Here is a 26,670-nt window from a genome sequence, read left to right on the forward strand (position 1 = left end):
CCGCCAGCCTTGGACTATTCGGCGAGCAGGCGGCGCATCACTGCACGCACCTCGTCGGCCATGTCGGGCCGCTCCAGCGCCAGCGCCAGCGTCGCCTCGACAAATCCGGTCTTGCTGCCGCAGTCGAAACGGCGACCGCCGAACGTCACCGCGTGGAATGGCTGGTGCCCGATCATCCGCGCCATCGCGTCGGTCAGCTGGATCTCACCGCCGGCGCCCTTTTCCTGCCCTTCCAGCGTCCGCATCACTTCGGGCTGGAGGATGTAGCGGCCGGAAATGATGAGGTTCGAAGGCGCGTCGCCGCGCTTCGGCTTCTCGACCAGGCCGGTCACTTCGGTCAGCGTCTCGGAAATGCGCGCGCCCGGAGCGATCACGCCATAGCTGGACACTTCCTCTTCCGGCACTTCCAGCACCGAGATGAGGTTGCCACCCACTTCGTTATACGCATCGACCATCTGCTTCATGCAGCCGGGCGCGCCGATCATCAGTTCGTCAGGCAGAAAGATCGCGAAAGGCTCGTCGCCCACGATGGCGCGTGCACACCAGATCGCGTGCCCCAGCCCCAGCGGCACCTGCTGCCGCACAGTCACCAGATTGCCCGGATTGATGCGCGTGGCATCGAGCACCGACAGGTCCTTCGACCGGTCGGTCATCGTCCTCTCCAGTTCGAAGGCGGTGTCGAAGTGCTCGACAATCGCGGTCTTGCCGCGCCCCGTCACGAAGATCAGCTGCTCGATTCCCGCCTCGCGGGCTTCATCGACGGCGTACTGGATCAGCGGCCGGTCGATGATCGGCAGCATTTCCTTGGGGATAGCCTTGGTAGCGGGAAGGAAGCGGGTACCCAGCCCGGCAACGGGAAACACGGCCTTGCGGATCGGCTTGCGGATTTTTTCGATCGTCATGGCTCCGGTATTTCCCGATTTATGTTGCAGTGCAGTTATGCAGTGCACAAATCGCAGCGCAAGGGGACAATTTCACGCGCCTTTGCACCGGCCGCGCAAAGACGCTAAACGGCCGCGATGGACAAGATCATCATTCGCGGCGGCAAGCGCCTTTCCGGTACCGTTCCCGTTTCGGGCGCCAAGAACGCGGCGCTCACCCTGCTGCCCTGCGCACTGCTCACGGACGAGCCGGTAACGCTGCGCAACCTGCCGCGCCTGGCCGACATCGACGGCTTCCAGCACCTGATGAACCAGTTCGGCATTTCGACCTCGATTGCCGGCGCCCGGCCCGAGGATTTCGGCCGGGTCATGACCCTGCAGGCCACCCGCCTCACATCGACCGTCGCGCCCTATGATCTCGTGCGCAAGATGCGCGCCTCCATCCTCGTCCTTGGCCCCCTGCTGGCCCGTGCGGGCGAAGCGACCGTTTCGCTGCCCGGCGGCTGTGCCATCGGCAATCGCCCCATCGACCTGCACCTGAAGGCGCTCGAAGCATTCGGCGCGAAGATCGAACTCGCCGCCGGCTACGTGCGCGCCATCGCCCCCGATGGCGGACTGCCGGGCGGGCGCTACAGCTTCCCGGTGGTCTCGGTCGGCGCAACCGAAAACGCGCTGATGGCCGCCGTGCTCGCCCGCGGCACCAGCGTTCTGCACAATGCCGCGCGCGAACCGGAAATCGTCGACTTGTGCAACCTGCTGGTGGCGATGGGCGCGCAGATCGAGGGCATCGGCACCTCCGACATCACCATCCACGGCGTCGACCGGCTCCACGGCGCCACGTACATGGTCATGCCCGATCGTATCGAGGCCGGCTCCTACGCCTGCGCGGCGGCGATCACCGGCGGCGAAGTCACGCTCGCCGGTGCCCGCGCCGAGGACATGGAAGCAACCATCCAGGCGCTGCGCGACGCCGGCGTGAAGGTCGATGAGGTGCGCGGCGGTCTCCATGTCTACGCCGATGGGCCGCTGCGCCCGGTCACGCTGTCGACCGCGCCCTACCCCGGCTTCGCCACCGACATGCAGGCCCAGCTCATGGCCATGCTCTGCCTCGCGCAGGGGTCCAGCGTGCTGACCGAGACGATCTTCGAGAACCGCTACATGCACGTGCCCGAGCTGAATCGCATGGGCGCGCGGATCGAGACCAAGGGCCGCACCGCCATCGTCCACGGGGTGGACAAGCTGCACGGCGCCGAAGTCATGGCGACGGACCTGCGCGCTTCGATGAGTCTCGTCATCGCCGGGCTTGCCGCCGAGGGCGAGACGCAAGTCCACCGCCTCTATCATCTCGATCGTGGGTATGAGCGGCTGGAAGAAAAGTTCGCCCTGCTCGGCGCAGATGTAGAGCGCGTCGGCGGCGACTAACCCGATTGGCGCGCCGCCAGCCACAGCCGGATCGCCCCGGCCAGGCCAGGCGGCGTTTCGGCCTGCATCCGCTCAACGTCGATCCGCGCAACCAGCGCGTTCAGCGGAACGTCCTCCGCCTGCGCTGCGCTGCGCAACATATCCCAGAACAGTGGCTCCAGGCTGATCGAGGTCTTGTGTCCGGCGATCTCGACCGAACGCTTCACGGGGGGATGATAAAGATCTGTCATGGCAGCGACCCGCCCGTGCGGAGGGGATACGCAGACCGCCCCCTCCACACGGCCCGCGTCAATACATATGCTGGCCGCCGTTGATGCTCATCGTCGATCCGGTGACAAAACCGCCGTCCTCGCTGGTGAGGAACGCCACGCCGCGCGCGATTTCCGAGGCATGGCCCAGCCGGCCGACCGGGATCTTGGCGACGATCTTTTCCAGCACCGGCGCTGGCACGGCCGCGACCATGTCGGTGTCGATGTAGCCCGGTGCGATGGCGTTCACGGTCACGCCATATTTGGCGCCTTCCTGCGCCAGCGCCTTGGTGAAGCCATGGATGCCGGACTTGGCCGCAGCATAGTTGACCTGCCCGTACTGACCTGCCTGCCCGTTGATCGAACCAATGTTGACGATCCGGCCCCAACCACGCTCGCGCATCCCGGGGAACGTCGCCTTGGCCATGTTGAAGCAGCCGCCGAGGTTGATGCGCATCACCTCGTTCCAGTCGTCGAAGCTCATCTTGTGCAGCACGCCGTCGCGGGTGATGCCTGCGTTGTTGACCACGATGTCGATGGGGCCGACTTCCGCAGCCACGCGCGCGCAGCCTTCCAGCGATGCTTCATGATCGCCCACGTCCCAGCGATAGGCCTTGATCCCGGTCGCTGCGGTGAAGGCCTTGGCCTTTTCCTCGTTGCCCCCATAGTTGGCAACGACGGTCCGCCCCTCTGCCTGGAGCGCAAGGCAGATCGCCTCGCCGATACCACGGGTTCCGCCGGTTACGATTGCAACACGCGTCATGCAAATTCTCCCGCCTAAACCCTCTCGCAGGTAAGGTAGAACCATGACGGTGATGCGACAAGCAATTCACTCGCCGCAGATAACAGGAAGTTGAAAGGGTCGCAGACCCGCATATTCACCGCGGCCAGATCAAGCCCAACAAGGTCAGGCCTTTACTGCACAATCAGTCCGGCAATTCAGCGATGACGCAGAGTTCAGAAGCGGAACTGGGTTCCGACGTAGACAGCCTGGCTGTCTTGCTTGCCATCGGTCAGCGGGCGCAGGCGATCGCGCTCGGACGAATAGCGGATACCCGCAGTCACGTTGAAATTGCGGGTCAGGCGATAGCTGCCGCCCAGATCGACCTGATAGTCGCCCTGGTTTTCGAGGGTGCGCGGCGCGCGGCCCGTGCGGTCCTTCTCGTCCAGCTGGATGCGCGGCGCGAGCCGGCCGGGATTGACCGCGGCGGTCGAGCCGGCCGGCGTGAAGCTGCGCAGGTCAGGCACGTCGAGGCGCTGGATCTCGCGCGGGAGCGAAGCACCGGCGGCAAAGCTCTGATACCCGCGCGCTGCGCCGAGACTGTAGACGGTCGGTGCAATGCGGATCGGCGCCGCACCCGGCGCCATCGCCGAGGCGGGCAGAGCACCGTGGACCGAGATGGCGCGCGCGCCATCGACGCGGATCGCCACGGTGACTGCGCGGTCGGGCCGCGTTTCGGAACCAGCGGGAGTGAAGCGGAACAGCTTGCCGTGCGCCAGCGCGGGCAGGTTCAGTTGCGACGCAAGGCGCGGATCGACCGAGGCGGGCGTGAACGAACCGATGCCGCCGCGCGCCGCAAGGCTGACGGGCGCTGCCGAGTCGAACTTGCCGGCCAGCGCATTGCTGACGGTCGGCACCACGAAGAGAGCGAGCGCGGCAACGCTGCCGGCGATCGCGGGCGCACGCAGAAAGCGGCGGAAATTGCCGACCTTTCTGGTATCGTTCGCCTGACCGCTCATGTTTCCAATCTCACCCTGCAACGTTCTTGTTCCTGCCGCGATCCATCAACTGATTCCGCAAACAGGACTTTTCGTTCTCCCCACATACGATGTGCGGGCCGCGATTTCCACCCTGTCTACTCTGTCAGGACTCTTAATCGCGACCTGTGGCGGAATCCCCACAGCGGCCAGCAGCGTTCAGCACGCATTCACGGCCCGGACGCGCTAGAGGACAAAGTTTCAACGCGCTTGCCGCGCGCGCCGCCGGGGTGATAGAGGCTCGCTCCATATCGCCGCGCGCACAGGCGCGGTCGCCAATGCGCAGCGGTTGCCCACCCCGGCCCGCCAGGAAGGACAGGACTGAAGTGACGATGAGCGCCACCGCCCGCAAGACCACGGCTTTCCTCGCGCGCGGCATCGCCATTGGCGCGCTCGCGATGCTCGCCACCGCTTGCGGCCACAAGGAGCGCCCGAAGGCCGACCTTGCCGCCAGCAAGGTCACCACCATCGGCGTCAACGCCTATCTGTGGCGCGCCAGCCTTGAAACGCTGTCGTTCATGCCGCTGCTCCAGACCGACAGCAACGGCGGCGTGATCGTCACCGACTGGTATGCCAACCCCTCGAATCCCAACGAGCGGGTCAAGGTCACCGTCTCGATCCTCGATCAGGATCTGCGCGCCGATGCGCTGCGCGTCGCCGCCAGCCGCCAGGTCGCCCAAGGCGGCGGCTGGGTCGACGCCCCGGTGCAGGCCGCCACGGTGCAGAAGCTGGAAGACATCATCCTGACCAAGGCGCGTGACCTGCGTCGCCAGACGATCAAGGGCTGATCCTGCCCGCGACGAGAAACTCACGCGGCTGAAGGCTGCGTGGGTTCCCGTTGCCGAAGCCCGCTGCTGAAGGTTGCGCGCACCCGCGCGGACCAATAGAGGGACGCTCCATGACCGCAGAGCGTTTCGATCCGTCCGTCGCCGATGTCCGCTGGCAAAAGGCCTGGGACGAGGAACAGTCCTTCCGCGCCGACGATTCGTCGGCCAAGCCCCGCAGCTACGTGCTCGAGATGTTCCCCTATCCTTCGGGGCGCATCCATATCGGCCATGTCCGCAACTACACGATGGGCGACGTTCTCGCCCGCTACAAGCGGATGCGCGGCTTCGAGGTGTTGCACCCGATGGGCTGGGACGCCTTCGGGATGCCGGCAGAGAACGCCGCGATGGAAAAGGGCGTCCACCCTGGCGGCTGGACCCGCGACAACATCGCCAACATGAAGGCCCAGTTGAAGCGACTTGGCTTCGCGCTCGACTGGAGCCGCGAGATCGCCACCTGCGAGCCGGAATATTACGGCCACGAACAGGCGCTGTTCGTCGATCTCTACGAACATGGGCTCGTCTACCGCAAGGAAAGCGCCGTCAACTGGGACCCGGTCGACCAGACCGTGCTGGCCAACGAACAGGTGATCGACGGGCGCGGCTGGCGCTCGGGCGCCCTGGTCGAGAAGCGCAAGCTCAGCCAGTGGTTCCTCAAGATCACCGACTTCGCCGACGAACTGCTCGAAGGCCTCTCCACGCTCGACAAGTGGCCTGAAAAGGTCCGCACGATGCAGGAGAACTGGATCGGCAAGAGCCAGGGCCTGCAGTTCCGCTTCGACTTGTCCGAAGGCTCCAGCCTCGACGTCTACACCACCCGGCCCGACACGATCTTCGGGGCCAGCTTCGTCGCGGTCGCCGCCGATCACCCGGTGGCGCAGGGCGTGGCCGAGGGCAACGCCGAGGCGCAGGCCTTCATCGCGCTGTGCAAGCAGGGCGGCACCACCGCGGCCGAGCTTGAAACCGCCGAAAAGCTGGGCTTCGATACCGGCATCACCGCGAAGCATCCCTTCACCGGCGCCGACCTGCCTGTCTACATCGCCAATTTCGTGCTGATGGATTACGGCACCGGCGCGATCATGGCGGTGCCCGGCCACGACCAGCGCGACTTCGATTTCGCCACCAAGTACGGACTGCCGATCATTCGCGTCGTCGCCGGAAGCGCGGACGATGCAGACAAGCCGTTTGCCGGCGAGGCCGAGGCTGGCGACGGCGTGCTGGTTCATTCGCACTTCCTTGACGGGATGGGCGTGGGCGAGGCCAAGGCCGCCGTCATCGCGCGCGCCGAAGCCGATGGCTGGGGCGAGGGCAAGACCGTGTGGCGCCTGCGCGACTGGGGCGTTTCGCGCCAGCGCTACTGGGGCACCCCCATCCCGTTCGTCCATTGCGAGATCTGCGGCGTGGTGCCGGTGCCCAAGAAGCACCTGCCCGTCACCCTGCCCGAAGACGTCGACTTCTCGGTGCCGGGCAATCCGCTCGACCGGCACCCCACCTGGAAGCACGTCGATTGCCCGCAGTGCGGCCACGCCGCCCGGCGCGAGACCGACACGCTCGACACTTTCGTCGACAGCTCGTGGTATTTCCTCCGCTTCGCCAGCCAGCCCGCCGACCGGCCGTTCGATCCCGAAGAGATCAAGCGCTGGCTGCCGGTGGAACAGTATATCGGCGGGATCGAGCATGCGATCCTGCACTTGCTCTACGCCCGCTTCTGGACCCGCGCGCTGGCCCGCATCGGCAAGATCGAAGTGACCGAGCCATTCGGCAGCCTGTTCACGCAGGGCATGGTGACGCACGAGACCTACGAGCGCCGCAATCCCGAGAACGGCCAGCCGATCTTCTTCAGCCCCGGCGAAGTCGAGCGCACCGGCGACGGCGCGACGCTGAAGGCCGATGGCGCGCCGGTCGAGGTCGGCCGCGTGATCAAGATGTCCAAGTCCAAGAAGAACGTCGTGGACCCGGACGAGATCGTGGCGAAGTACGGTGCGGACGCCATCCGCTGGTTCATGCTGTCGGACAGCCCGCCCGAACGCGACCTGCCCTGGTCCGAATCCGGCATCGAGGGCTGCGCGCGCTTCGTGCAGCGGCTGTGGCGCCTGTTCTCGCAGATCGACGCATCGGCCACCGGAGAGGACAAGGCGCTCGACCGCAAGGTGCACCAGACCGTCCACGCCGTGGCGCAGGACATCGAGGCTCTGGGCTTCAACAAGGCCGTGGCGCGAATCTACGAACTGACCGGCGCGGTGGACAAGGCCGCGCCTTCTGCCAGCCGTACCGTCGCGATCCGCGCCCTGCTGCTGCTGGTTTCGCCTATGATGCCGCATCTTGCCGAAGAGGCATGGTCCGCCTTCGGGCAGGGTCTTGTCGCCGATGCACCGTGGCCCGCCGTCGATCCCGCGCTGCTGGTCGATGACGAAGTCACCGTGGCGGTCCAGGTCAAGGGCAAGCTGCGCGACACGCTGATCGTGGCCAAGGGCACCCCGCGCGAGGAGCTGGAACGCCTTGCCCTCGCCTCCGACAAGGTGCAGCGTGCACTCGATGGCGCGGAAGTGAAGAAGGTGATCGTGGTGCCCGACCGCTTGGTGAACCTTGTCGCGTAAGGCGCTGCTCGCCGCGCTTGGCCCGCTGGCGCTGCTGGGCGGCTGCGGCCTTTCGCCGATGTATGCCGGCGGCGGCAGCGGCGAAGTCGCGCGCGCGGTGTCGAGCGTGGCGGTCGCGCCGATCGAGGGCCAGTCCGGCTGGCTGGTGCGCAACGCGCTCGTCGACCGACTGGGCGCGGGCAAGCAGCAGGCCCCCCGTTACCGGCTGGATGTGCGGCTGGATGAAAAGCTCCAGGGCCTTGGCCTGATCGGCAACGACGCGATCACGCGCGAGCGCCGCACCCTGCGCGCGCGCTATCAGCTGGTCGATGCCTCGAATGGCGCGATCCTGCTGGATGCGACGGCCAGCGCCGACGCCGGGCTGGATGTGGTCGAAAACGAATACGCGGTGATCGCGGCCGAACAGACCGCGCTCGAGAACCTCTCCCACGAAATCGCGGACCAGATCGTCACGCGCGTAGCGGTCCGGCTGCGCCAGGCCCGATAAGGGCGTGAAGGCGACCCAGAAGACCTTCGCCGGCATGGCCCCGCGCGCCGCGCGCGAATGCAGCGTTTTCTATTTCTGCGGACCGGACGAAGCGGGCGCAAGCGATGCCGCACAGGCGCTCGCCGCATTGCTGGAACCCGGCGAACGCGTCGAAATCGCCGGAGCCGAGCTACGCCGGGATCCCGTAAGGCTGGCAGACGAGGCACGCTCGGTCTCGCTGTTCGGAGACAAGCGGCAGATCCACGTCCGCACCAATGGCGATGAGGCGTTCGATGCGGTGGAGACGCTGCTGGCCAGCCCTGTGGCCGGCTGGCCCGTGCTGATCGTCGCCACCGGAGCGACCGACAAGTCACGCCTCGCCAAGCTGCTGGGCGACAGGCCCGACGCGCTGGTCACCATGCTTCACCCGCCCGACCTGCGTGCCGCGGCCCTGGCAGTGCGCCAGATGGGCGACAGTGCCGGCGTGCAACTGAGCGGCGCACTGGCCGAGCGCATCGCCCGAGCCACCGGGCTCGACAGTCGCATGGCACGTAGCGAGATCGAAAAACTGTCGCTCTATCTGGACGCCAGCCCGCAGGCACCGCGAACCGCCGATGCCGCCGCGCTCGACGCGATCGGCGCGGCGAGCGAGGACGATGGCTTCATGCCTTTGGTCAATGTTGTGCTCTCGGGCGAAGCGCCCAAGCTTGGCACGGAGCTGGCCCGCTTCCGCGAACTGGAACTCAACCCGGTAGGCTTGCTGCTGGCCTTCGAGCGACGGGCAGCGCAGCTTGCAGCGCTGGCCGGAAGGTTGGGAAATCGCAGCGACATCAACGGCTTCCTTGAAGGCGAGATGGCATCGCGGCGGGTCTTTTTCCGCGACAAGCCGGATCTGACCCAGCAGCTGCGGCGCTGGCGCGGTAGGCGTCTGGAGCGACTTCTGGCGCGGCTGACGGAATTGCACACAGCCTTGCTGGGCGACAATCGCAACGCCGAACTGATGCTTTCGCAAGGCCTAGCCGAGATCACGAGGGCGGCCGCTGCCCGGTAGCGCACATCCCGCATTGCGACAGACAGGGCTGGGCATTGGCTGACAGGCTATTGCCAAGAGCCAGCGGATATGTACGTATTGCAGCGCAACAAAGCACGAAAATGGTTCTATGCTGCACAAATGGCATCGTCGCTCTTCGGCTCGCCAAGACGAATTCCACCGGGAAACAGTTAGCGTGCGATGACGACGCTTGAGCAACATCATACCCCCGCGACCGAGCATGAGGGCGCCGAGGCGGCCGCCTCTCGGCGCGTCAAGCTTCCGCTGGCCCCGTCGCTCGAACGCAGGCGCCTGCAAAGCTACCTGATGCTCGTGCTGCTGGATGGGTTTGCCGTCACGGTCGGCATCCTCTTCACCGGCTATCTCTACCTCGGTGAAGTGACCGCCAACGGCATCGAGCGACAGTGGATCATCCTGCTGCCGGTCCATTGGACCGCCGCGCTGATCCTCAAGGCCTATTCGATCGATTCGCTCACGTCGCTGCGCACCAGCCAGAAACGCGCCTTGCTGGCCCTGCTGGCGGCACTGACGCTGTCGCTGTTCATCGCCTTCTTTGCCAAGTCCAGCCAGCAGTATTCGCGAATAACGACCGGCCTTGGCGTGGTGACCACTGCAGCGTTGCTGTTGTGGGTGCGCGCGCTCGTCCAGCCGCTGATCCGCCTGCGCTGCGGGCCGACCGCCGAGAACGTACTGGTGTTCGACGATGGCGGGTTTCCGGTACGGATACCGCACGCATGGCACATCGATACCAGGGAACATCGCCTTTCGCCGAACCGCAGCGATCCGCATATGCTGGACCGGTTGGGAATGTTCATGGCCAACATGGACCGCGTGCTGGTGACGTGCCCGCCTGAGCGCCGGATGGACTGGGCTCTGGTGTTCAAGGGTTCGAACGTCTGCGGCGAAATCATCGATGCTGAAGTAACCAAGCTGGGTGTGCTTGGCGCCCGGCGGGGGCAAGGTTTCGGCGCGCTGATCGTCTCGATCGGGCCGCTCGGGCTGCGCAGCCGTGCGGCCAAACGCGCGATGGACGTGGCTATAGCCGGGGGCGCGTTGCTGGTGCTGTCGCCGGTCCTGATCCTCGTGGCGATCCTGATCCGGCTCGAGGACCGAGGTCCCGTCTTCTTCCTGCAACAGCGACAGGGGCGCAACAACCGCCTGTTCTGGATCTACAAGTTCCGTTCCATGCGGGTTGCCCAACTCGACGCAGCAGGCGCCCGCTCGGCCAGCAAGGACGACGACCGGATCACGCGCATCGGCGCCTTCATCCGCCGCACCAGCATAGACGAGCTCCCGCAGCTCTTCAACGTTCTGCGCGGCGACATGAGTATTGTCGGCCCCCGTCCGCACGCGATCGGATCGCTCGCCGGCTCGAAGCGGTTCTGGGAAGTGGATTCACGCTATCTGTTGCGCCACTCGCTGAAGCCGGGCCTGACCGGACTGGCGCAGATCCGCGGTTTGCGCGGTGCGACCGATTCGGAGGCAGATCTGTCAAACCGGCTTCAGGCTGATCTCGAATACCTCGATGGGTGGACCGTCCTACGGGACATTCGGATCGTTTTTGCCACCCTCACCGTTCTGGTTCACGACCGAGCTTTTTGAGGCGGACCGTTCATCGCGAGCGGTGTAGCGTTGCAACAGCGAAGAAACTCTACGATTTTCCGGAATAAACAACGTTTTTTGCACTTAAAAGCCAGTTTGCATATGCGTCCTTTTACCTTCGCCATCGCAATATAGGTTGAGTTTGGATGTAACGTCGGTTAAGCAAATTGTTGTACGCCGAATCTGGAGGTTGCAGTGAACAAGCCGATGAAATTCGTAGTGATGGGCTGCGCAGCCCTCGCCGTCGCCCTGTCGGGCACCGCCAACGCCGCGGCCACCCGCTCGGCAGATGCCCTTCCCGTAGTGTCGAAGAAGGCCATCAAGCGCACCGCCCCGGCGATGACCGGTACCCGCAGCAAGGCCGAAGGCGATTCGACTTCGATCATTCTGGGCGTCGGCGCTGCCGCTGCCGCCATCGCGGGGATCATCATCGCGACGGACAACGGCAACGACAGCAAGGGCTGATCTGCCATTCTATCCAATTGATTTGATCACCTGAAATTTGAGACCCCCTTCGGCTTCGGAGGGGGTTTCTTATTTGGCAGCTAAGGTTAGCTTGGCCTCCATGACTGCTGCATCAGCATATCCGGCGCGGCAGATGGCCCGCCCGAGCACCCGGCCTGGGCCATCCGCCGCCACGCCACCGGCTATAGCCCTGCTTGTCGCATCGCTCGTGCTGGGCGGCGGCGGCACTCCCTCACCTTCTGCGGAACTCGCGCTCCAACTCGTCAGCGCCGGCCTGATCGGCTGGTGGCTGATTGCGCTGGATCGCGCCGGGCAGCACCTGCCGCGCCCTGCACTGGCCGTGTGCCTTGTCATGCTGGCCCTTCCGGCCATTCAGCTAATCCCGCTACCGCCAGTCCTCTGGCACAACCTGCCAGGCCGTCAGGCCGAACTCGACGCGCTCCAGCTGATTGGTGCCGCCGATAGTTGGCGGCCCTGGTCGGTGGCGCCGGACCGCACCTTCACCTCGCTGCTTGCGATGCTGCCACCGCTTGCGATGCTGCTGATGGCAGCCGGCCTGGGTCGCCGCGACCGTACGCGGCTGCTGGCTGCTGCCGGCCTTACCGCGCTCGCCAGCCTGGTCGTGGGGGCCGCGCAAATTCGCGGCGACGCGCTGCGTTTCTACGGTGACGTGTCCGGGGCGCTTACCGGCTTCCAGGCCAACCGCAACACCCAGGCAGACGTGCTGCTGGTCGGGCTTCTTGCCACCGTGACATGGCTTCGCATCTGGAACGAGGGGCGCCGTCGGCCGCTGCCTGCGCTGGCGATGCCTCCGTTGACAGCGGTGGTCGCCGGCCTGTTCGCAGTCGGCATCTTCACCACGGGATCGCGCTCGGGCATCGCCCTGCTTGCCATCGCGCTGCCCGCGTGCGCAATCATCGCCTGGCCCAGGGGCGCTGGCAAGGCAGCCACCATCGGCGCCATTGGCGCGGTGATGGCGTTGACGCTGGCCGGCGGCGCGGTGATGCTTTCATCCAACCGCACGGTTACAGGCGTGTTGTCGCGCTTCACCGGGACCACCGAATTTCGCCCCGAACTCTGGCGTGATACGCGTTTCGCGATCACGGAGAGTTTTCCCTTCGGCACCGGCATCGGCACGTTCGTCCCGGTGATGATCGCCGCGGAGCGACTTGAAGTTGTCGATGCGACAATGCCGAACCGGGCGCACAATGAATATCTCGAATTCACCTTGGAAACAGGGCTGTTCGGCGTGTTTGCAGTGATGGGGCTGATCGGGTTTTTCGCGTTTTCCGCAGTGCGGGAATGGCGGAAGGATGAGCCCATGGCCCATGCACAACTGCTTTGCGCCGGCGCAGCATTATGCCTTGTTGCACTGCACTCGCTTGTCGATTATCCCTTTCGTTCAATGTCGATGGCTTGCCTAGTCTGTACCATAGCCGCCTTGCTGTTGCCCTCTCCGGAGCGTTCACGCGCCGGATGATGCGAGTTCCGGAAAGCCCCTCAATGATCAAGAAATGCGCATTGCACGCCGGCGTGGCCGCCCTGTTCGCCTTGGGCGGATGTGCCCAGAGCGTTGACAACAAACTGCCCATGGGTTCGGCGGCCTATACCGCCATCGAAGACAAGCCCGAAGGCGCCGCAATCAACGAAGTGATCCAGCCCAACGATCGCCTCGCGATCCGCGTTCTGGGCGAACCGGAGCTCACCTCCGACAATTTCTACGTTGACGCCAACGGCTACATCCAGGTGCCCCTTGCCGGCGAAATCGACGCGGCCGGACACACGCCGCGCCAACTGCGCGAAGCAATCATCGCACGGCTGGCAGCGCGTTATATCCGCAATCCCGACGTCTCGGTGATCGTGATCGAGCGCACCCGCAACACCTTCTCGGTCGAAGGCGACGTGCGAGAGCCCGGGGTCTTTGAAGTCGGCCCGGACACCACGCTGCTGACCGCGATGGCCCGCGCCAAGAGCCCCACCAACGTGGCAAAGCTCGACGAGATCATGATCTTCCGTACCGTCAACGGCCAGCGCATGGGCGCACGGTTCGACATCCGCCAGATCCGGGCGGGCAACGCGCCCGATCCGCGCGTTCTGGCGGGCGACATGGTCGTCGTCGGCCATTCGAACTCCAAGGGCGTCTTCCGCGATATCCTTCAGGCCGCGCCGCTGCTGAATGTGTTCGTGCTGCTCAACAACAACGTTCTCAACTGACCGGAAAGACAGAGCCTTGTCCGAACTCATCCACGCAGACGAAAGTCATCGCCTGTCCCGGTCAACCGGCCCCAGCGATCCATTTGGCAGCCCGGGCGGTTTCGGGCGCCAGGCGCTCGATATGCGCTATATGCTGGCCGTTGCCCGCCGCAACTTGCTGGTCATCGGCATCATTCTGGCCGTCGCCCTGTCGCTGACCGTCATCGCCACTCTGCTGATGACGCCGCAGTACACTGCCGGCGCCAAGATCCAGATCAACGACAGCACAGGCCGGATCATGGCCGACGAGGAAGGCACCCAGGACGAATCGCAGGGCGCGGGCTGGGATACCGACCGTTTCCTCAAGACCCAGACCGAGGTGATCGCAAGCCGAGGCCTTGCCTTGCGTGTCGCCCAGCGGCTCAACCTCGCCGGCAATCCGGCCTTTTTCGCGGCGCAGCAATCGCCCGCCCCGGCCCCCGGCACACCGCTGGCTCAAGCCCAGCTGGATGCAGCGGCATTGCTGCGAGGCAATCTCAACGTGGTCCTGCCGCGCGATTCGCGCATCGTGACCATCGAATTCTCCAGCACCGATCCGAAGCTGGCGGCCAAGATCGCGAATGCCTACGTCGATGAATTCATTCAGTCGAACCTGCAGCGCAAGTTCGACAGTTCGTCCTACGCCCGCAGCTTCCTTGGCGAGCAGTTGCAGACTGCCAAGCAGAAGGTGGAGGAATCCGAACGCGCGCTCAACACATATGCACGTAGCGCCGGCCTCATCATTCCGCGCAATACCAGCGGCACCGGCAAGGACGGCAGCAGCAGCGACAGCAGCGGGTCGGTGACGACGTCCAGCCTGCTTCAGCTGAATAGTGCGGCCAACGACGCCACCGCCAAGCGGATCGTCGCCGAAGGACGCTGGCGCGCTATCTCCAGCGCGCCGCTTCTGACCAGCAACGAAGTGCTGAGCAACGGCACGATCACCACCCTGCTGGGCCAGAAGGCGCAGATCGAAGCGTCGCTCAAGGAAGAACAGAGCCGCCACAAGGACGATTACCCGGCAGTGCTGGGCAAGCGTTCGCAGCTCAAGTCGATCAACGACCAGATCCAGGCAACCGCGAACAACATCAAGAACTCGGTGCGCTCCGACTTTGAAGCGGCCACTGATGCGGAAAACCGCTTGCTTGACCAGGTGCGCAACCTGAAGAACGACACGCTGGCCGAGCAGGACCGGACCGTTCAATATGGCCTGCTGTCGCGCGATGCCGATACCAACCGGCAGGTCTACGAAGGCTTGCTGGAACGCTACAAGAAGCTGAATGCGGTGGCTGGCGTCAGCCTCAGCAATATCTCGGTGATCGACGATGCAGAGGCGCCCGGCGTCCCTTCCTCGCCCAAGCTGTTCCGCAACCTGCTGATCGGCCTGCTCGCCGGCGGCGCGGCCGCGGCCATGGTCGTGTTCCTGCGCGAACAGTTCAACGACTCGATCCGGGTGCCGGAAGACGTCGAAAACAAGCTCGAAATGGCGCTGCTCGGCGTCATTCCGGGCGCTCGCGACGACGACCCGGACGCCGCGCTGGCAGACCCGAAGTCCGCCGTAACCGAGGCGTACAACTCGCTGCGCGGCTCGCTGATGTATTCGACGTCGGAGGGCCTGCCCAAGGTCATCCAGGTAACCAGCGCGCAGCCGGCGGAAGGCAAGACCACCACCAGTCTTGCCATCGCCACCGGCCTCGCGCGGATGGGCCGCACCGTGCTGCTCATCGACGCGGATCTTCGTCGCCCGTCGGTGCATCGCCGTGTCGAAATCGCCAACGATGCCGGCCTGTCGACATTGTTGACCTCGCACGCGAACCTTGCGGATATCGCCGTGCAGACCGCACAGCCCAACCTCTCGGTGTTGCCGTCCGGCCCCGTGCCCCCCAGCCCGACCGAGCTGCTTTCGTCCAACCGCCTGGAGGAACTGCTCCAAGAAGCTGCCCGCCTGTTCGACACGGTGATCGTCGACAGTCCTCCGGTGCTCGGCCTTGCCGACGCACCGCTGATGTCGGCGCTGGCGGACGGCGTGATCTTCGTGGTCGAGGCCAACCGCAACCGTCGCGGCTCGCTGCGCGGTGCAATCCGCCGCCTGCGCGCGATGCGCCCGATCATCCTGGGCGCGGTGCTGACCAAGTTCGAGGCCAGCAAGGCGGGTAACCAGTACTATTCCGACTACTACGGCTACGACTACTACCAGTACGGCGAAAGCTCGAAGAAGGACGCTGAGTGATGCCATCGGCTGGCCGCAGCAGCAGCCGGGGCAGGACGACGCTGATCGTCATGTCCTGCCTGGGCTTTGCCGCTGCGGCCACCATCAGCGGGCTGGACCGGATCGGCGGTTCCACCCCCGCTCTCGCCGGCCTGCTCCCCCCGGCGCTCGCGGCGCAAGCGCTCCGCAACCAGGCCATGAATGCGCAATCGCTGGGCGACAATGACCGCGCGCTCGCGCTGGCCCGCAAGGCGGTAGCACGAACACCGATCGAGCCGGGAAGCGCGGCCGTGCTGGGCGCGGCACTCTATGCGAAGGACGACGGCCCGGGTGCCGATCAGGCCTTCCGTGTGGCCGCCCAGATGGGATGGCGCGTCCCACTGACCCAATTCTACTGGCTCGACGCCTCGCTCGCGGTCAGCGACTATCGCAATGCAGCCGTCCGGCTGGACGCGCTGTTGCGGCAGGAACCTGCATTGCTGAGCAATCGCCGCCTGCTCGATCCGCTTGAACGCACGCCAGAAGGCCGCGCCGCGATGGCCGAAAGGCTGGCCGAGCGCCCGGATTGGTTGCAGCCCTACCTGAGCAACCTGCGCGACACGCCCACCGATATTCTCGCGCTGCGCGGACAGGTGCTTCGCGACATGGCCCGGCAAGGCACGGTCCTCGGATGCGAGGCCGTGTCGCCGATGATCGAGCAGCTTATCGCACGCGAGGCCTATGGCGATGCGCAGGCGACGTGGAAGGCGCAGTGCCCTGGCACCGCCGGCACGCTCGTGTCGGATGGCAATCTGGCCCACGCCCAGTTGACGCAAACCAGCGCCTCGCTGAGCTGGATGTTCCTGGGGCGCGCGGGCCTGTCGCTCATGCTGGAAAAGGCAAAGGGACCAGCGCAAGTCGTCGCCGCGGAAGGCAAGCTGGACCGCCCGCGGTCCTTCATGCGCCAGCTCATGCTGCTTCAGCCAGGACGCTACGAAGTCCGCTGGCGCGCCACCGGGGAGGACGGGAAACCTTCAAGCCGGATTGTCGCGGCGCTTTCGTGCAACCCGGACCCGCGCGATTGGGCCACCGGGCAATTCGACCGCGCCTCGGGCACCATGTCGGCGACAGTGACCTACGAGGGCAGCTGCGAAGCCGGCTGGCTGGGCTTCGGCCTCGTCCCGGGCGAGGGCATCGTCCGCCTGGGCGACATTTCGCTACGGAAAGCCGCGCCGCCCCCCTGAACCAGAGCCCGGCGCCGGCCTCTCTTTACTGGCCGCGCTTGGCGCTGCGCTCCATGCGGGCACTCATCGTCATGAACGGCAGCAGGCGGCGTGCCACCGCGCGCAACGCCTTCTTGATCCGGAAATAGCGAGCCAATGCCGGCGAGCTCTTTTCCGCGATGCGCCCGTCGATCAGCTCGATCCGTTCTTCCACACCGTCGCGCGCAAGGATCGACGCCCCCGCGAGCGTGGCGAAGTGGGCATTGTCCTGCCCGATCAGTCCGCCGCAGCAGGACAGCAGATAGATGTTCTTGAACGCCACCCGGGTCTCCTGATCGACCAGTTCGGGCGCCTCCAGCAGCATCTTGTGGTTGGCGTTGTTGTAGCGCTGCTCCTCCGTATCGAAAATCAGCTTCACCCCCGGAGGGCAGACGATCTCCTGCGGAGCGTCGGGGCTGTCGCTGGCGAGGAACAACGAGGTGAACGGCCAGCGCTCGTGCATCGCGGCAATCCGGCGGTTGAACTCGGCCGCCGGCACGAATGCGGTCTCGACCGCTTTGTCGCCCCGCCGGAAATGGATGCCAAGCGTATCGTGGCCGATGCCCAGGCGCTGTTGCTGCTCCTCGCAATAGGCACGCATCGCGGCGGTAGGCTTCATCCAGTTGAACAGGAACCCTTCCAGAGCCAGCCGGTCGGGCACCAAGACACCGGTTTCGCGGTGGATGCGCTCCAGCAGGATGGCATCGAGCGAACGCGCGTGAACCGCAACGCGCGCCGGATCGTAGCAGACGATCGGATCGTCCTGCTCCGCGGTGACATCAACCAGCGGCAGCGCCTTGAGATCGCCCGCAAGCGCCACCGGAAGGTGCATCGGCTCAAAGGTCTGGCCATAGGGGGCATCGTCAACACCGATGAAAACGGCCTTGCGGCCAAGCGCCAGCGCGAGAGTCAGGGTCTGGACCCGCCCGGTGACCTGGCCACCCAGGCCGCAGGCCACCGGCAGGAACAGGATCTGCTTGTCCGTGCCCCCCGCCTGGAGCTGGTCGAGCTTCCGCGCCAGTCGCGCCGTCATGTCGGAATTGCCGTTCACTGCTTACCGCCTTTGCAAGGATTGCGGACCGGATAGCGCCCGGTGGGAATGGATGCAGCGCCGATCGTCATGCCGGCCGCGCCGAAATGGCCTGCGCCAGAAAAGCGGACAGCACCGTCACCCCGTGCGCGTTCGGATGGATGAAATCGCCGTAGCAATGGGCACCCCACTGCGGGCATTCGCCCAGATCGATGAGATGGATGCCGGGGCGTATCTCTGCCAGTTGCTGCCAGAACGGCTCGGCCGACGTGTCCTCGTTCCGCATCGGATAGCGGACGATGACGATCATGCCCTCGAACTGATCGGCCATGGTCTTGAAGCGGGCCAGCGTCGCTGCGCGCAGTTCGGGCTTGCGGCGTTTTTCCGGCTTCGGGCGGTAGCCCGGCCACCAGCGCGGATTCTTGCGATAAAGCTGCCGGCGCACCAGCCAGAGCGTGAGCCAGAGCGGGTTGCGGGTGGGGAACGAAAGTTCGTTTTCCCCCTCGCCGATCGTGTCGAAATCGCCGCTGTTCGCCAGCCAAACCAGCCGCCGCGCCTTCTGCCAGTCAGGCATCTGCGCAAGCGCTTCCAACTCGTTGGTCAGCGCCCATCCGTGCGATGCGACGGGATAGACGCACTCCCCGGTCGATGCAGCGACCTGAACCGCCAGAGTCTGCGACTGGTCCAGCTTGAACCCGCCATCGACGATGCTGTCGCCCAGCAGGATGGTGCCTCCAGCAAGACTGCCGATGTCGGCTTCCATGCGCATTCCCAGCCGGTTGTAGGACCAGCCGTAGCGGTTCCGGAAGCGGCCCTTCTGGCTGGAGCCCATGCGATAGACCGAGCGGGGATCGCGCGCGAACAGCGGGAAGTCACCCACGCCCGCCCGTCGCAACGCTATATCGATCGCCGCAGCCGCCACCACCGCAGCAACAAGCGCCATTCCCAGGATCTCGGTCATGGGGTGTCCTCCCTGGCAGCGGCGCCGCCCTTCATGACATCCCCAGCGCGGCCCGCAGCCGGCGGATGCTTTCCTCGCCTTGCAGGCGCGCACGCTCTGCCGCGCGGTTGAGGTCCTGCCGGGGCGGGATCTGCGCGAAATCAGCCGCTTCGGGATCGCCATCATAGGCGATGTGGGCCAGTTCCTCCATCTCGCAGAAACGATGGATGAGAGATCCCTTGCGGACCACCACCGGAATGCCGAGCTGAATGGCTCGTCCGAAAATGCCCGAGGCCTGATCGTAGTCCGGCGAATAACTGCACCAGACCAGATCGGCGCTGGCATAGAGATCGAGCAGTTCCTCGTGATCGATGAAGCGCGCGTAGCCAAGGCCGCCCGCCTGCTCGAATGCCGCCATTTCCTCCGACAGCTGCCCGGCAACGACGCCGCCAAACACGAACAGGCATTGCGCGCGCAGGTCCGGCCGCCGGGTGTAGAGGTTCACGAACTGGTCGAAGCCCTTGTCGCGATCCTGCCGACCGACCGCGCAGCAGATCGCGCGCCCAGCGGCGCGCGCGCGCATTTCACCAGCGAAACTTCCCTCCTGCCGCCCTTCCAGCGCAGGTTCCGGATAGAGGAAATCCCAGAACTGGAGGTCATAGATCCAGTGTGCGGCGATGGAATCGAAGCGCGGTTCGACCGAAAACGGCAGGATGGTGAAGGTCCCCACCGTGGGAATCCGGCGCAGCAGTTCCAGGAAGAACCGCTTCACCCGGAGCCGACCCGACGTTCCTTCGATGACCGGCAGCGGACGCATCAGGAATCCGGCGGTGTGCCGCCCCAGCATGGCCCGGAAAAGGCAGAGCAGCACATAGCGGGACAGCGAAGCCTCGATCTGCGCAATCAGCACCGGGCGGCGCGCGAACAACGCCTTGATCATCGAGCCGGTGCGCTCGATCCCGATCAGCCGATGCAGGACGGCATAGTATTCGCCGCGGTGGCCGTTGTCGCCGCCGTAGCTGTCATAGAGGATGACGGGAGGAAGCGATGCGTCAGTCATGATGGCGGTCTGTGAACTCCGGGATCGTCATGGCCGCCGCGCACGAAGCAACACCTCGCGCAGCTGCGGCTGCGTGGCGCGGTAGTGCTCCACCGCCAAACGCACACGCGCGGACGCACCGGACCTGTCGTCGAGCTTCGCGATGGCCAGTTGTTCTGCCCGACCGGCATCGAACTCGTTGATTTCCACAACGTCGCTCTCCAGCCCGAGCTTTTCCATGATGTAGGCCGTCTTGGGGAGGTACGAGATCGCCACGACCGGCCGGAAGGCCATCATGGCGAAAATGCAAGAATGGAAACGCGTTCCGATGAAGCATTCCGATCGCCCGATCATGGCTCGCAGGATCGGCGGCTCGTGATTGACCTCGTTCACCAGCGCAGCGTCGCCCGCCATCCGGGCCACTTCGCGAACCGCATCGAGGTCGCTTGACACCTGGTTGAACAGCACCGTGCGCAATCCGAAGCGGGCGTGCAGGTTGCGGATGACTTGCGCCATGCCCTCGAAGTAGCGCTGACGCAGGCGGGTCTGTTCGGGCAGATTGGGGAAGGTCCAGTCCACCACGGTCGCACCGATGAACGCCTCTCCGGGGGACACCCCAATTTCTGCAAGTGCGGTGGCCACACCCTCCGCGTCGGTATCGACATGGTCGTCCCAGAACGCACTGTCGCCGGTCTCGATGATCCGGTCGCGCGGCAGGTCCAGTTCGTTGGCAAGGAAATCGTAGGAGTAGCCTTCGCGAACGCACAGTGCATCGCAGTGCACCAGCACTGCACGTGCCATCTTGCGGGCAATTGGCGACGAAAGCGGCCCGACGCTCTGCGGCGCCAGTATGACGCGTGCGCCCACCCGCGTGCCCATCATGATGTGAAACAGCGCGATGACGTAGGCCAGGTTGGTGTCGTGGATGTATCCACCCGGCGCGCTTATCACCACGTCAGCCGATCGGTATGCCGCAACCGTGCGCCGCTGCTCGGCGGACAGAAACCGCGATGCCCAATCGAACCCGGGCACCGTCGCCGCCCAGGCAAGCGCCAGATAAGCCAGCGAAAGCAGGCGCCCCAGCGGTCCCCGGATGGCGGAATTGCCGATGCGCTCGCTCCAGTCCACGCCGGGATGGATCGCCCGCACGGCGTCCAGCCCTTCAAACGCGGCGGCGGAGATCCGGGCATCGGGATCGACCGCGCGGATTTCGGCGATGCACTGGTCAAGCAGCACCGAATCGCCGCGATTGGAACGGCCGAATGCGTTGACGATCAGGTAGTGGCGGGGCGCGGTATTGCTCACGCGGCGAAAGCCTTGCTGGCGGCGCTTGCCGCGGGATCGGAAGGGTGCGCGCCCACCAGCCGGGCGACCGCGCCGGAGAAGGCCGGAAGGCCCCAGCGCTCCATCGTCCCGGCGGCGGCATCGCCCAGCGAACGGCGCAGGTCATCGTTCGCGACCAGCTCGCGCAGCGCATCGACGGCGATCTGCGCATTTCCGGGATCGAAGACGTATCCGTTCTTGCCGTGGACCACGATTTCTCCGGCCACGCCGCAGCGGCGGGTCACGATGCATGGCACGCCGATGGCCTGCGCTTCGTTCACGCAGAGCCCCCACTGGTCGTATTCCGAAGCGAGGATGAGCGCATCCGCGCGGGCATAAAACAGCGGCATCAGCGTGTTGCGCACATTGCGATGATGGCAAAGTGCGTCCGCGATGCCCAGCGCGCGCGCCTGTTCGTGGATTTCCCTGTCCAGGGGGCCGGAGCCGATCAGCAGCAATCTGACGCCGCGCGCGGCCACGCCGCTTTCCGCGAAGATCCGCAGCGCGAGATCGACCCGCTTGCGGTCGATCAGCCGCGATACGCACAGCACATAGCGCTCCGGCAGCAGCCCCTTGCGCACCAGCCAGCCGGCCCGCGGCAGAAGCTTCTCCGCCCGGCGCCGGAAGAACGCATTGTCGATCACGTCGAAGCCGATTTCGATCGGTCCCTTCATGCCGAGTGAACGGAAGTAGTCGCGGTGGCGCCCGCCAGCGACAAGCGCGCCATCGAAGCCGCGCAGGACCGCGCTTTTGACAAGCTCGCCGCGCCGCGAACGTGGTTGATCGTCCGCTTTGCTGTCCGCCATGAAGAAGATCGGCACGCGAAACAGGTTGGCATAGGCCAGCGCCACGGCCGAAAGGCGGTCCGAATAGCCGATGGTGAAGATATGCGAAGGCCGCTGCCGCATCAGCGCGCGCCACAGCGCCCACTCGGTCTGCACGGCGCGTCCCGCCGTGTGCAGGCGGATGTGCCCCACGCCGCGCAGCAGCGTATCTGCCCGGCGCTGCTTGTGGGTGTAAAGCCGCACGCCGGTCGCCGGTTCGATCACGGTCACACGATCGCCCGACGCGGCCAGCGAAGAGGCGCAGTGGTTCAGCCGTGCCGCGTGATATTCACCGACATTGTTGATGATGAAGCAGATGTGCCTTGCCACTTTGCACCCGATAAGACGTCGACGGACCACGCCCCCCGGACGGGTGAACGACGGCGATCCAAGGTTGCGTTTCGCACTTGCAGTCTAGAAGTTTGAGCCATCGGGTAAACATTTATTTGCAGTGCAGCACAAACCCGCCGACTTCCGCAACATAGCCGGCGGCAGAAGTGCTAGCGCCCGCGCCGGTCGATGGCGGAGCGATAGGTATCCGCCCATGCCCGCGCGACTTGCTCCGCGCCGAACGTCTCCGCCGCAAGCGCGCGCGCACTGTGCGCCATCCCCGACCAGTCCGCCTCCCCGATGGAAAGCGCCGCACCCAGCGCCGCTCCGATCTCGGCAGGGGCATAGCCGCATTCGATGGCCGCGCCGCGCGCGAAGCCTTCGGGCAGGTTGCATTCGCCCGTCATCACGGTCGGCACGCCCGCCGCCCAGGCTTCCAGGATCGCCATGGGCAGCCCCTCGCTCAGCGACGGCAGCACGATATAGCGCGAGCCCTCGATCAGCGCCTGTTTCGCCGCCCCGAAGATCGGCCCGATGAACTCGGCCGTGGGCACGCCGGAGACCGCCGACTTCAACGCTTCCACGTCGGCGTCATCGCCCCAGCCAGCGATGGTCAGCCGGCTGCCCTCGGGCAAGGCCGCGTTCTTCCACGCCTCCACCAGCGCCAGCAGGTTCTTCTTGGCGTGGATGCGGCCGATATAGGTGACATGCGGCGGCGGCAGTCCGGCGCGCGGCGCTGATGGAGCCGGCCCGGCATTGGGGATGACGAAGACTTCGTCCCGCCCCGTCTCGCGCCGGATGTCCTGCGCCTCGCGCCCGGTCAGCGCGTGGAGCGACGTGGCCCGCGCCCAGCTTGCCCGTTCATAGCCGGCGCGCGCCAGCGTCTTCTTCCAGGTGCCTCGCGCGGTGATCCATGGATCGAGCATCCCGTGCGGCGAGACGAGATATCCGCGGCCGGTCCGCGCCGCCCACTTTGCCCCCGCGCGCGAGGGGTACATCCAGATGCCGTGCAGGTGCAGCACGTCGAGATCGGCCTCGATCAGCCGGCGCACCAGATCGGGCGCGAAGCCCAGGATCGGGGGGCCGAATTGCCGGCACAGGGTGAGCGAACCCTCCGGAAACCGCGCGCTGTCCTCCGCCACATGCCCGGCATCGGGCGCGAAGACGGGCGCCTCGCCGCCCATCGCGCGGATCATGTCGGCCTGCCGGACGACCGCCTCGAACACCCCGCCGCCAACACGTGACGCCCAGGGGCTGAGCAGGCCGATCCGCAGCCCCTGCAAGGGACCGCTCATGCGCGGGAGGCCTCACCCTGCCGCGCCTGCAACGCCTGGCGGCGCCGCGCGACGGCCGGGGGAAGCGCCGGCCCGGCGCGCACCGGTTGGGGAGCAGGCTGCCCGCCGGTCGCAACTGGCACCCCTGCCGCGCTCATGGCCTTGAACCGGGCGCGGGCGCCAATGAACAGGCCGGTGCCCAGCCCATACCAAAGGCCCCAGCCGCGATTACCGAGAACCGACGACAGGATATTCGCGCCGAACATACCCACGATGATCGCCGCACCCCACGCCGCGAGAAACAGGAGGTCGGAACGCGCATTGCGCGACATCGAAATGCGAACCAGCAGCAGCACGGACTGGATGAACTGGATGCACTGCACCAGCAGCAGCGCGGCACCTCCAGCGAGGCCCCCGATGAACAGGATGCTCAGATACTGATTATGCCCGAAACCGATGGACTGTGCATATCGGCCACCTGCCTCTTTTGGAAACCACCAAGTGGTCCGGGCAGCGAAACCGTGTCCGAACACCGTTTCCTTCGTGGACGCCACAAAGGCATCGTACATGAAGCTCCACTCGGACTGTCGGGTATAGTAGCTGAAGTCTTCGCCGCTACGGCTTTGATTGTCCGTGAAGCGATCAGTCCACCGCGTCAGTCCGCCCGAACCTTGCGACACGACGCCGATCGTGGCGACCACGCCCAGCGCCACCAGCAACAGCGTCCGCGGCCCCACCAGGTTACGGATACCGCGCAGCAAGGTCGAGAACTGCAGGAGCGCCACCAGCAGATAGGTGCGCGTGACAGACAGGAACACCAGCAAACCGCCTAGCCCCAAGCTGACCAATTCCACCGCTCCGAGACCGAACAGGAAAAGACAGTCGATATAGCCCAACACGGGGATGGTCGCGCCGCTGAGAATCTGGAAACGGACCATCGAAAAATCGATCGGCCCGCCCACGATCCGCTCGGACACCACCGCCATAACGACGTAGCCCAGGCTCAGCCAGGCCAACAACAGCCGCACCATCCTGAGATCCTGGCTGGCAACGACACGGCACGTCGCGAACGCGGTAGTCAAATAGAGGACCGTGCCAATCGCGGTGCGCAGGATTTCGGAACTTTGTTGACCATAGACCAGCCCCGATGCTGTCCCGACGATCAGAAACAGCAGCACGGCAACGGTGAAGGAAAGCAGACCCGGCAAAGGTATCCGCCGTTCCTTGTCTAGCATCAGAAATGCACCGAACGAACCAAAGTGCAACAATGCGAACAGCAACTGGGCGTAAACCCCCTCGCCCCCGCCGCCGGCTTGCGTGCGGAAGTCAGCCATCCACGCTCCGACCAAGATGGCATACGTCAGCAGAACCCAGGTAAAACCGGTCGCAGAAGCCACCTGCACTCCGGGAACAGCCGAACGTGCGCGTACGCTAGTCAAGACGGGGTACTCCCTCCAACACGGCCAACCGAGACAACGTTTGGCCGAACGCCGCAAGCCCCTCAATACGGCCCCGCGATCGATTGACCGCAAAAAACCACGAGTTGCAGAGCCTTGACCTAATCCGCGACCAGCCTCAATGCTGCAATGCGAAACAGCACGATGAGGGCATTGTGGCAAGAGCGAACGTCGGCGGAACACCCCGCTCACCCCGGTCCGTGCGCTTCAGTCGGTGGGGGGCCTCGCTGCTTCCTTGCGCGCAGAATCGAACGGATTGCCCATGAACGACGCCCTGCAAATTGAAGAGATGACGGCAAAGGCTCAAGGCGCACGCCACTCCCTTGAACTGCAATCCATTCGAGGGATTGCAGCGCTTGCCGTCCTGCTTCATCATTGTAGCTTTTACTACAAATACGATCCTGATCTAAAATATTTTGCCGAAATATTAATAAACGCCCATGCCGCAGTTGTTTTATTTTTTGTTTTGAGCGGATATGTACTAAGCACTTCTATATCACGAAGTGCCATGTCGGCATCCAATTTTTCGGGATTCTACGTCAGACGTATCGCCAGGATATTCCCCGCACTCTATATCGGGGTAGCCATGGCGCTGCTATACGTCGCAATATTCCAGAACCACCCGATACCGGACATAGTATCGCCTTGGTGGCCCGCGGAACATCGCCAATTTCCCGATAATAGGCACATTGTCCTTACCCTTGCCGGTATAAGCACCGGCCTCGCGCTGCCGTTGTGGACACTTTTGATAGAAATCTGCGCTTCGGCGCTGCTGCCATGGCTTCTACTGGCACTATCCTACAAAAAGTGGATGATATGGCCTTTATCGGCGATATATTCGGCAATAGTACTTTACGCAGGCCCGGGATGGCACGCAGTACCTCTGTATTTTAGTGGATTCCTCTTTGGCACGGCCATTGCCATTTCGCCTCCAGCATTAAAATCCGGGCACATACTCATTGCCTTGATCGGAATTACGCTGCTTTGGTTCGGAAGGTTGCTTTTTAACGCCAGCTTCACAGTTGATTATCACAACGCCGCCGCCACTGTCTGCGAAGGTCTTGGCGCCATGCTTTTCATTAGCGCTATTGTGCACCAAAAGGATGGCTATGCGATATTGCGTCACCCCGCCCTCGTCTGGCTTGGTGACATTTCTTACTCACTCTATCTCGTGCATATGTCGATTCTGGGCATCATCGCGGGATTGGGGACTGAGATATTCCGCCTGCCTATCATGACAGAAGGCGGTCTTCCGGCGACACTGGTCTTGATGCCCTCGACGGCGGCTGCAACTATCGTGCTTTCCGCACTCATCTATCGGTTCGTCGAACTCCCGATGATCAGCGTAGGGAAACGTCTCGCACATCGTGTGGAACGGACTGTCGCTGGACGCCGCCCCCAAGTCGCCATTACCCAATAGCACGGGAAAAGGTGGCGGGCGGGAGACTTGCCCCCGC

Annotated in this window: 23 protein-coding genes; 12 read left to right on the plus strand and 11 right to left on the minus strand. The window is 64.8% G+C overall.

Going from position 1 to position 26,670, the window contains the following annotated elements; genetic code table 11:
* Positions 1-14: 14 nt before the first annotated feature.
* Complete coding sequence (gene galU, locus OLX02_RS10445) at positions 15-902, minus strand: UTP--glucose-1-phosphate uridylyltransferase GalU (RefSeq protein WP_264422591.1); 888 nt, start codon at positions 900-902, stop codon at positions 15-17.
* A 117-nt stretch (positions 903-1,019) separates the two neighbouring features.
* Between galU and murA the strand changes: the two genes are divergently transcribed.
* Complete coding sequence (murA, locus tag OLX02_RS10450) at positions 1,020-2,303, plus strand: UDP-N-acetylglucosamine 1-carboxyvinyltransferase (RefSeq protein WP_264422592.1); 1,284 nt, start codon at positions 1,020-1,022, stop codon at positions 2,301-2,303.
* On the opposite strand, the gene OLX02_RS10455 is transcribed toward murA, so the two are convergent.
* The 3 genes from OLX02_RS10455 to OLX02_RS10465 form a co-directional block, all read right to left on the minus strand.
* The gene (locus OLX02_RS10455) at positions 2,300-2,533 is read right to left on the minus strand and encodes a ribbon-helix-helix domain-containing protein (protein ID WP_264422594.1); all 234 of its coding nucleotides are present in this window, start codon (positions 2,531-2,533) and stop codon (positions 2,300-2,302) included. The two genes, murA and OLX02_RS10455, sit on opposite strands and share 4 nt — an antisense overlap.
* A gap of 58 nt (positions 2,534-2,591) precedes the next feature.
* The gene (gene phbB, locus OLX02_RS10460) at positions 2,592-3,314 is read right to left on the minus strand and encodes an acetoacetyl-CoA reductase (RefSeq protein ID WP_264422596.1); all 723 of its coding nucleotides are present in this window, start codon (positions 3,312-3,314) and stop codon (positions 2,592-2,594) included.
* A 194-nt stretch (positions 3,315-3,508) separates the two neighbouring features.
* On the minus strand, positions 3,509-4,291 hold the full coding sequence (locus OLX02_RS10465) for a hypothetical protein (RefSeq protein ID WP_264422597.1): 783 nt from the start codon (positions 4,289-4,291) through the stop codon (positions 3,509-3,511).
* 350 nt (positions 4,292-4,641) lie between these two features.
* Between OLX02_RS10465 and OLX02_RS10470 the strand changes: the two genes are divergently transcribed.
* The 10 genes from OLX02_RS10470 to OLX02_RS10515 all read left to right on the plus strand — a co-directional run bounded on the left by OLX02_RS10470 (position 4,642) and on the right by OLX02_RS10515 (position 16,978).
* Positions 4,642-5,097: a DUF3576 domain-containing protein gene (locus OLX02_RS10470; protein ID WP_264422599.1), complete on the plus strand. Its 456-nt coding sequence runs from the start codon at positions 4,642-4,644 to the stop codon at positions 5,095-5,097.
* A 110-nt stretch (positions 5,098-5,207) separates the two neighbouring features.
* A complete protein-coding gene (leuS, locus tag OLX02_RS10475) occupies positions 5,208-7,730 on the plus strand; it encodes a leucine--tRNA ligase (RefSeq protein ID WP_264422601.1) in 2,523 nt (840 codons plus the stop codon).
* Between the two features lie 58 nt (positions 7,731-7,788).
* Positions 7,789-8,217: an LPS assembly lipoprotein LptE gene (gene lptE, locus OLX02_RS10480; RefSeq protein ID WP_413630187.1), complete on the plus strand. Its 429-nt coding sequence runs from the start codon at positions 7,789-7,791 to the stop codon at positions 8,215-8,217.
* A gap of 4 nt (positions 8,218-8,221) precedes the next feature.
* Complete coding sequence (gene holA, locus OLX02_RS10485; RefSeq protein WP_264422605.1) at positions 8,222-9,247, plus strand: DNA polymerase III subunit delta; 1,026 nt, start codon at positions 8,222-8,224, stop codon at positions 9,245-9,247.
* Between the two features lie 180 nt (positions 9,248-9,427).
* Positions 9,428-10,849 carry a sugar transferase gene (locus OLX02_RS10490; protein ID WP_264422606.1) on the plus strand — a complete coding sequence of 474 codons (1,422 nt, stop codon included), beginning with the start codon at positions 9,428-9,430 and terminating at the stop codon, positions 10,847-10,849.
* A gap of 207 nt (positions 10,850-11,056) precedes the next feature.
* Positions 11,057-11,314 carry a hypothetical protein gene (locus OLX02_RS10495; RefSeq protein WP_264422607.1) on the plus strand — a complete coding sequence of 86 codons (258 nt, stop codon included), beginning with the start codon at positions 11,057-11,059 and terminating at the stop codon, positions 11,312-11,314.
* A gap of 208 nt (positions 11,315-11,522) precedes the next feature.
* Positions 11,523-12,794 carry an O-antigen ligase family protein gene (locus OLX02_RS10500; RefSeq protein WP_264422608.1) on the plus strand — a complete coding sequence of 424 codons (1,272 nt, stop codon included), beginning with the start codon at positions 11,523-11,525 and terminating at the stop codon, positions 12,792-12,794.
* Between the two features lie 110 nt (positions 12,795-12,904).
* Complete coding sequence (locus OLX02_RS10505; protein ID WP_264422610.1) at positions 12,905-13,528, plus strand: polysaccharide biosynthesis/export family protein; 624 nt, start codon at positions 12,905-12,907, stop codon at positions 13,526-13,528.
* A gap of 16 nt (positions 13,529-13,544) precedes the next feature.
* Complete coding sequence (locus OLX02_RS10510) at positions 13,545-15,776, plus strand: GumC family protein (protein WP_264422612.1); 2,232 nt, start codon at positions 13,545-13,547, stop codon at positions 15,774-15,776.
* Positions 15,776-16,978 (plus strand): copper resistance protein CopC, encoded by a 1,203-nt coding sequence (locus tag OLX02_RS10515; protein WP_264422613.1) that lies wholly within the window; start codon positions 15,776-15,778, stop codon positions 16,976-16,978. Before OLX02_RS10510 ends, OLX02_RS10515 begins: the two co-directional genes overlap by 1 nt.
* 25 nt (positions 16,979-17,003) lie before the next feature.
* On the opposite strand, the gene OLX02_RS10520 is transcribed toward OLX02_RS10515, so the two are convergent.
* The 7 genes from OLX02_RS10520 to OLX02_RS10550 all read right to left on the minus strand — a co-directional run bounded on the left by OLX02_RS10520 (position 17,004) and on the right by OLX02_RS10550 (position 25,153).
* Positions 17,004-18,047, minus strand: a complete 1,044-nt coding sequence (locus tag OLX02_RS10520; RefSeq protein ID WP_264422615.1) for a hypothetical protein — start codon at positions 18,045-18,047, stop codon at positions 17,004-17,006.
* Positions 18,048-18,114: 67 nt separating this feature from the next.
* Complete coding sequence (locus tag OLX02_RS10525; RefSeq protein WP_264422616.1) at positions 18,115-18,987, minus strand: hypothetical protein; 873 nt, start codon at positions 18,985-18,987, stop codon at positions 18,115-18,117.
* Between the two features lie 31 nt (positions 18,988-19,018).
* Positions 19,019-20,026, minus strand: a complete 1,008-nt coding sequence (locus OLX02_RS10530) for a hypothetical protein (RefSeq protein WP_264422618.1) — start codon at positions 20,024-20,026, stop codon at positions 19,019-19,021.
* A gap of 27 nt (positions 20,027-20,053) precedes the next feature.
* Entirely contained in the window at positions 20,054-21,310 is a 1,257-nt protein-coding gene (locus OLX02_RS10535) for a polysaccharide pyruvyl transferase family protein (protein ID WP_264422619.1), read from the minus strand.
* Positions 21,307-22,482 (minus strand): glycosyltransferase, encoded by a 1,176-nt coding sequence (locus OLX02_RS10540; RefSeq protein ID WP_264422621.1) that lies wholly within the window; start codon positions 22,480-22,482, stop codon positions 21,307-21,309. Before OLX02_RS10540 ends, OLX02_RS10535 begins: the two co-directional genes overlap by 4 nt.
* A gap of 170 nt (positions 22,483-22,652) precedes the next feature.
* Complete coding sequence (locus OLX02_RS10545; protein WP_264422623.1) at positions 22,653-23,777, minus strand: glycosyltransferase; 1,125 nt, start codon at positions 23,775-23,777, stop codon at positions 22,653-22,655.
* Entirely contained in the window at positions 23,774-25,153 is a 1,380-nt protein-coding gene (locus tag OLX02_RS10550) for an O-antigen ligase family protein (RefSeq protein ID WP_264422625.1), read from the minus strand. The genes OLX02_RS10545 and OLX02_RS10550 overlap by 4 nt, the downstream gene beginning before the upstream one ends.
* A gap of 322 nt (positions 25,154-25,475) precedes the next feature.
* Between OLX02_RS10550 and OLX02_RS10555 the strand changes: the two genes are divergently transcribed.
* The gene (locus OLX02_RS10555; protein ID WP_264422628.1) at positions 25,476-26,633 is read left to right on the plus strand and encodes an acyltransferase family protein; all 1,158 of its coding nucleotides are present in this window, start codon (positions 25,476-25,478) and stop codon (positions 26,631-26,633) included.
* Positions 26,634-26,670: the final 37 nt, after the last annotated feature.

It is taken from the genome of Novosphingobium sp. KCTC 2891, assembly GCF_025938155.1.
Lineage (GTDB): Bacteria > Pseudomonadota > Alphaproteobacteria > Sphingomonadales > Sphingomonadaceae > Novosphingobium.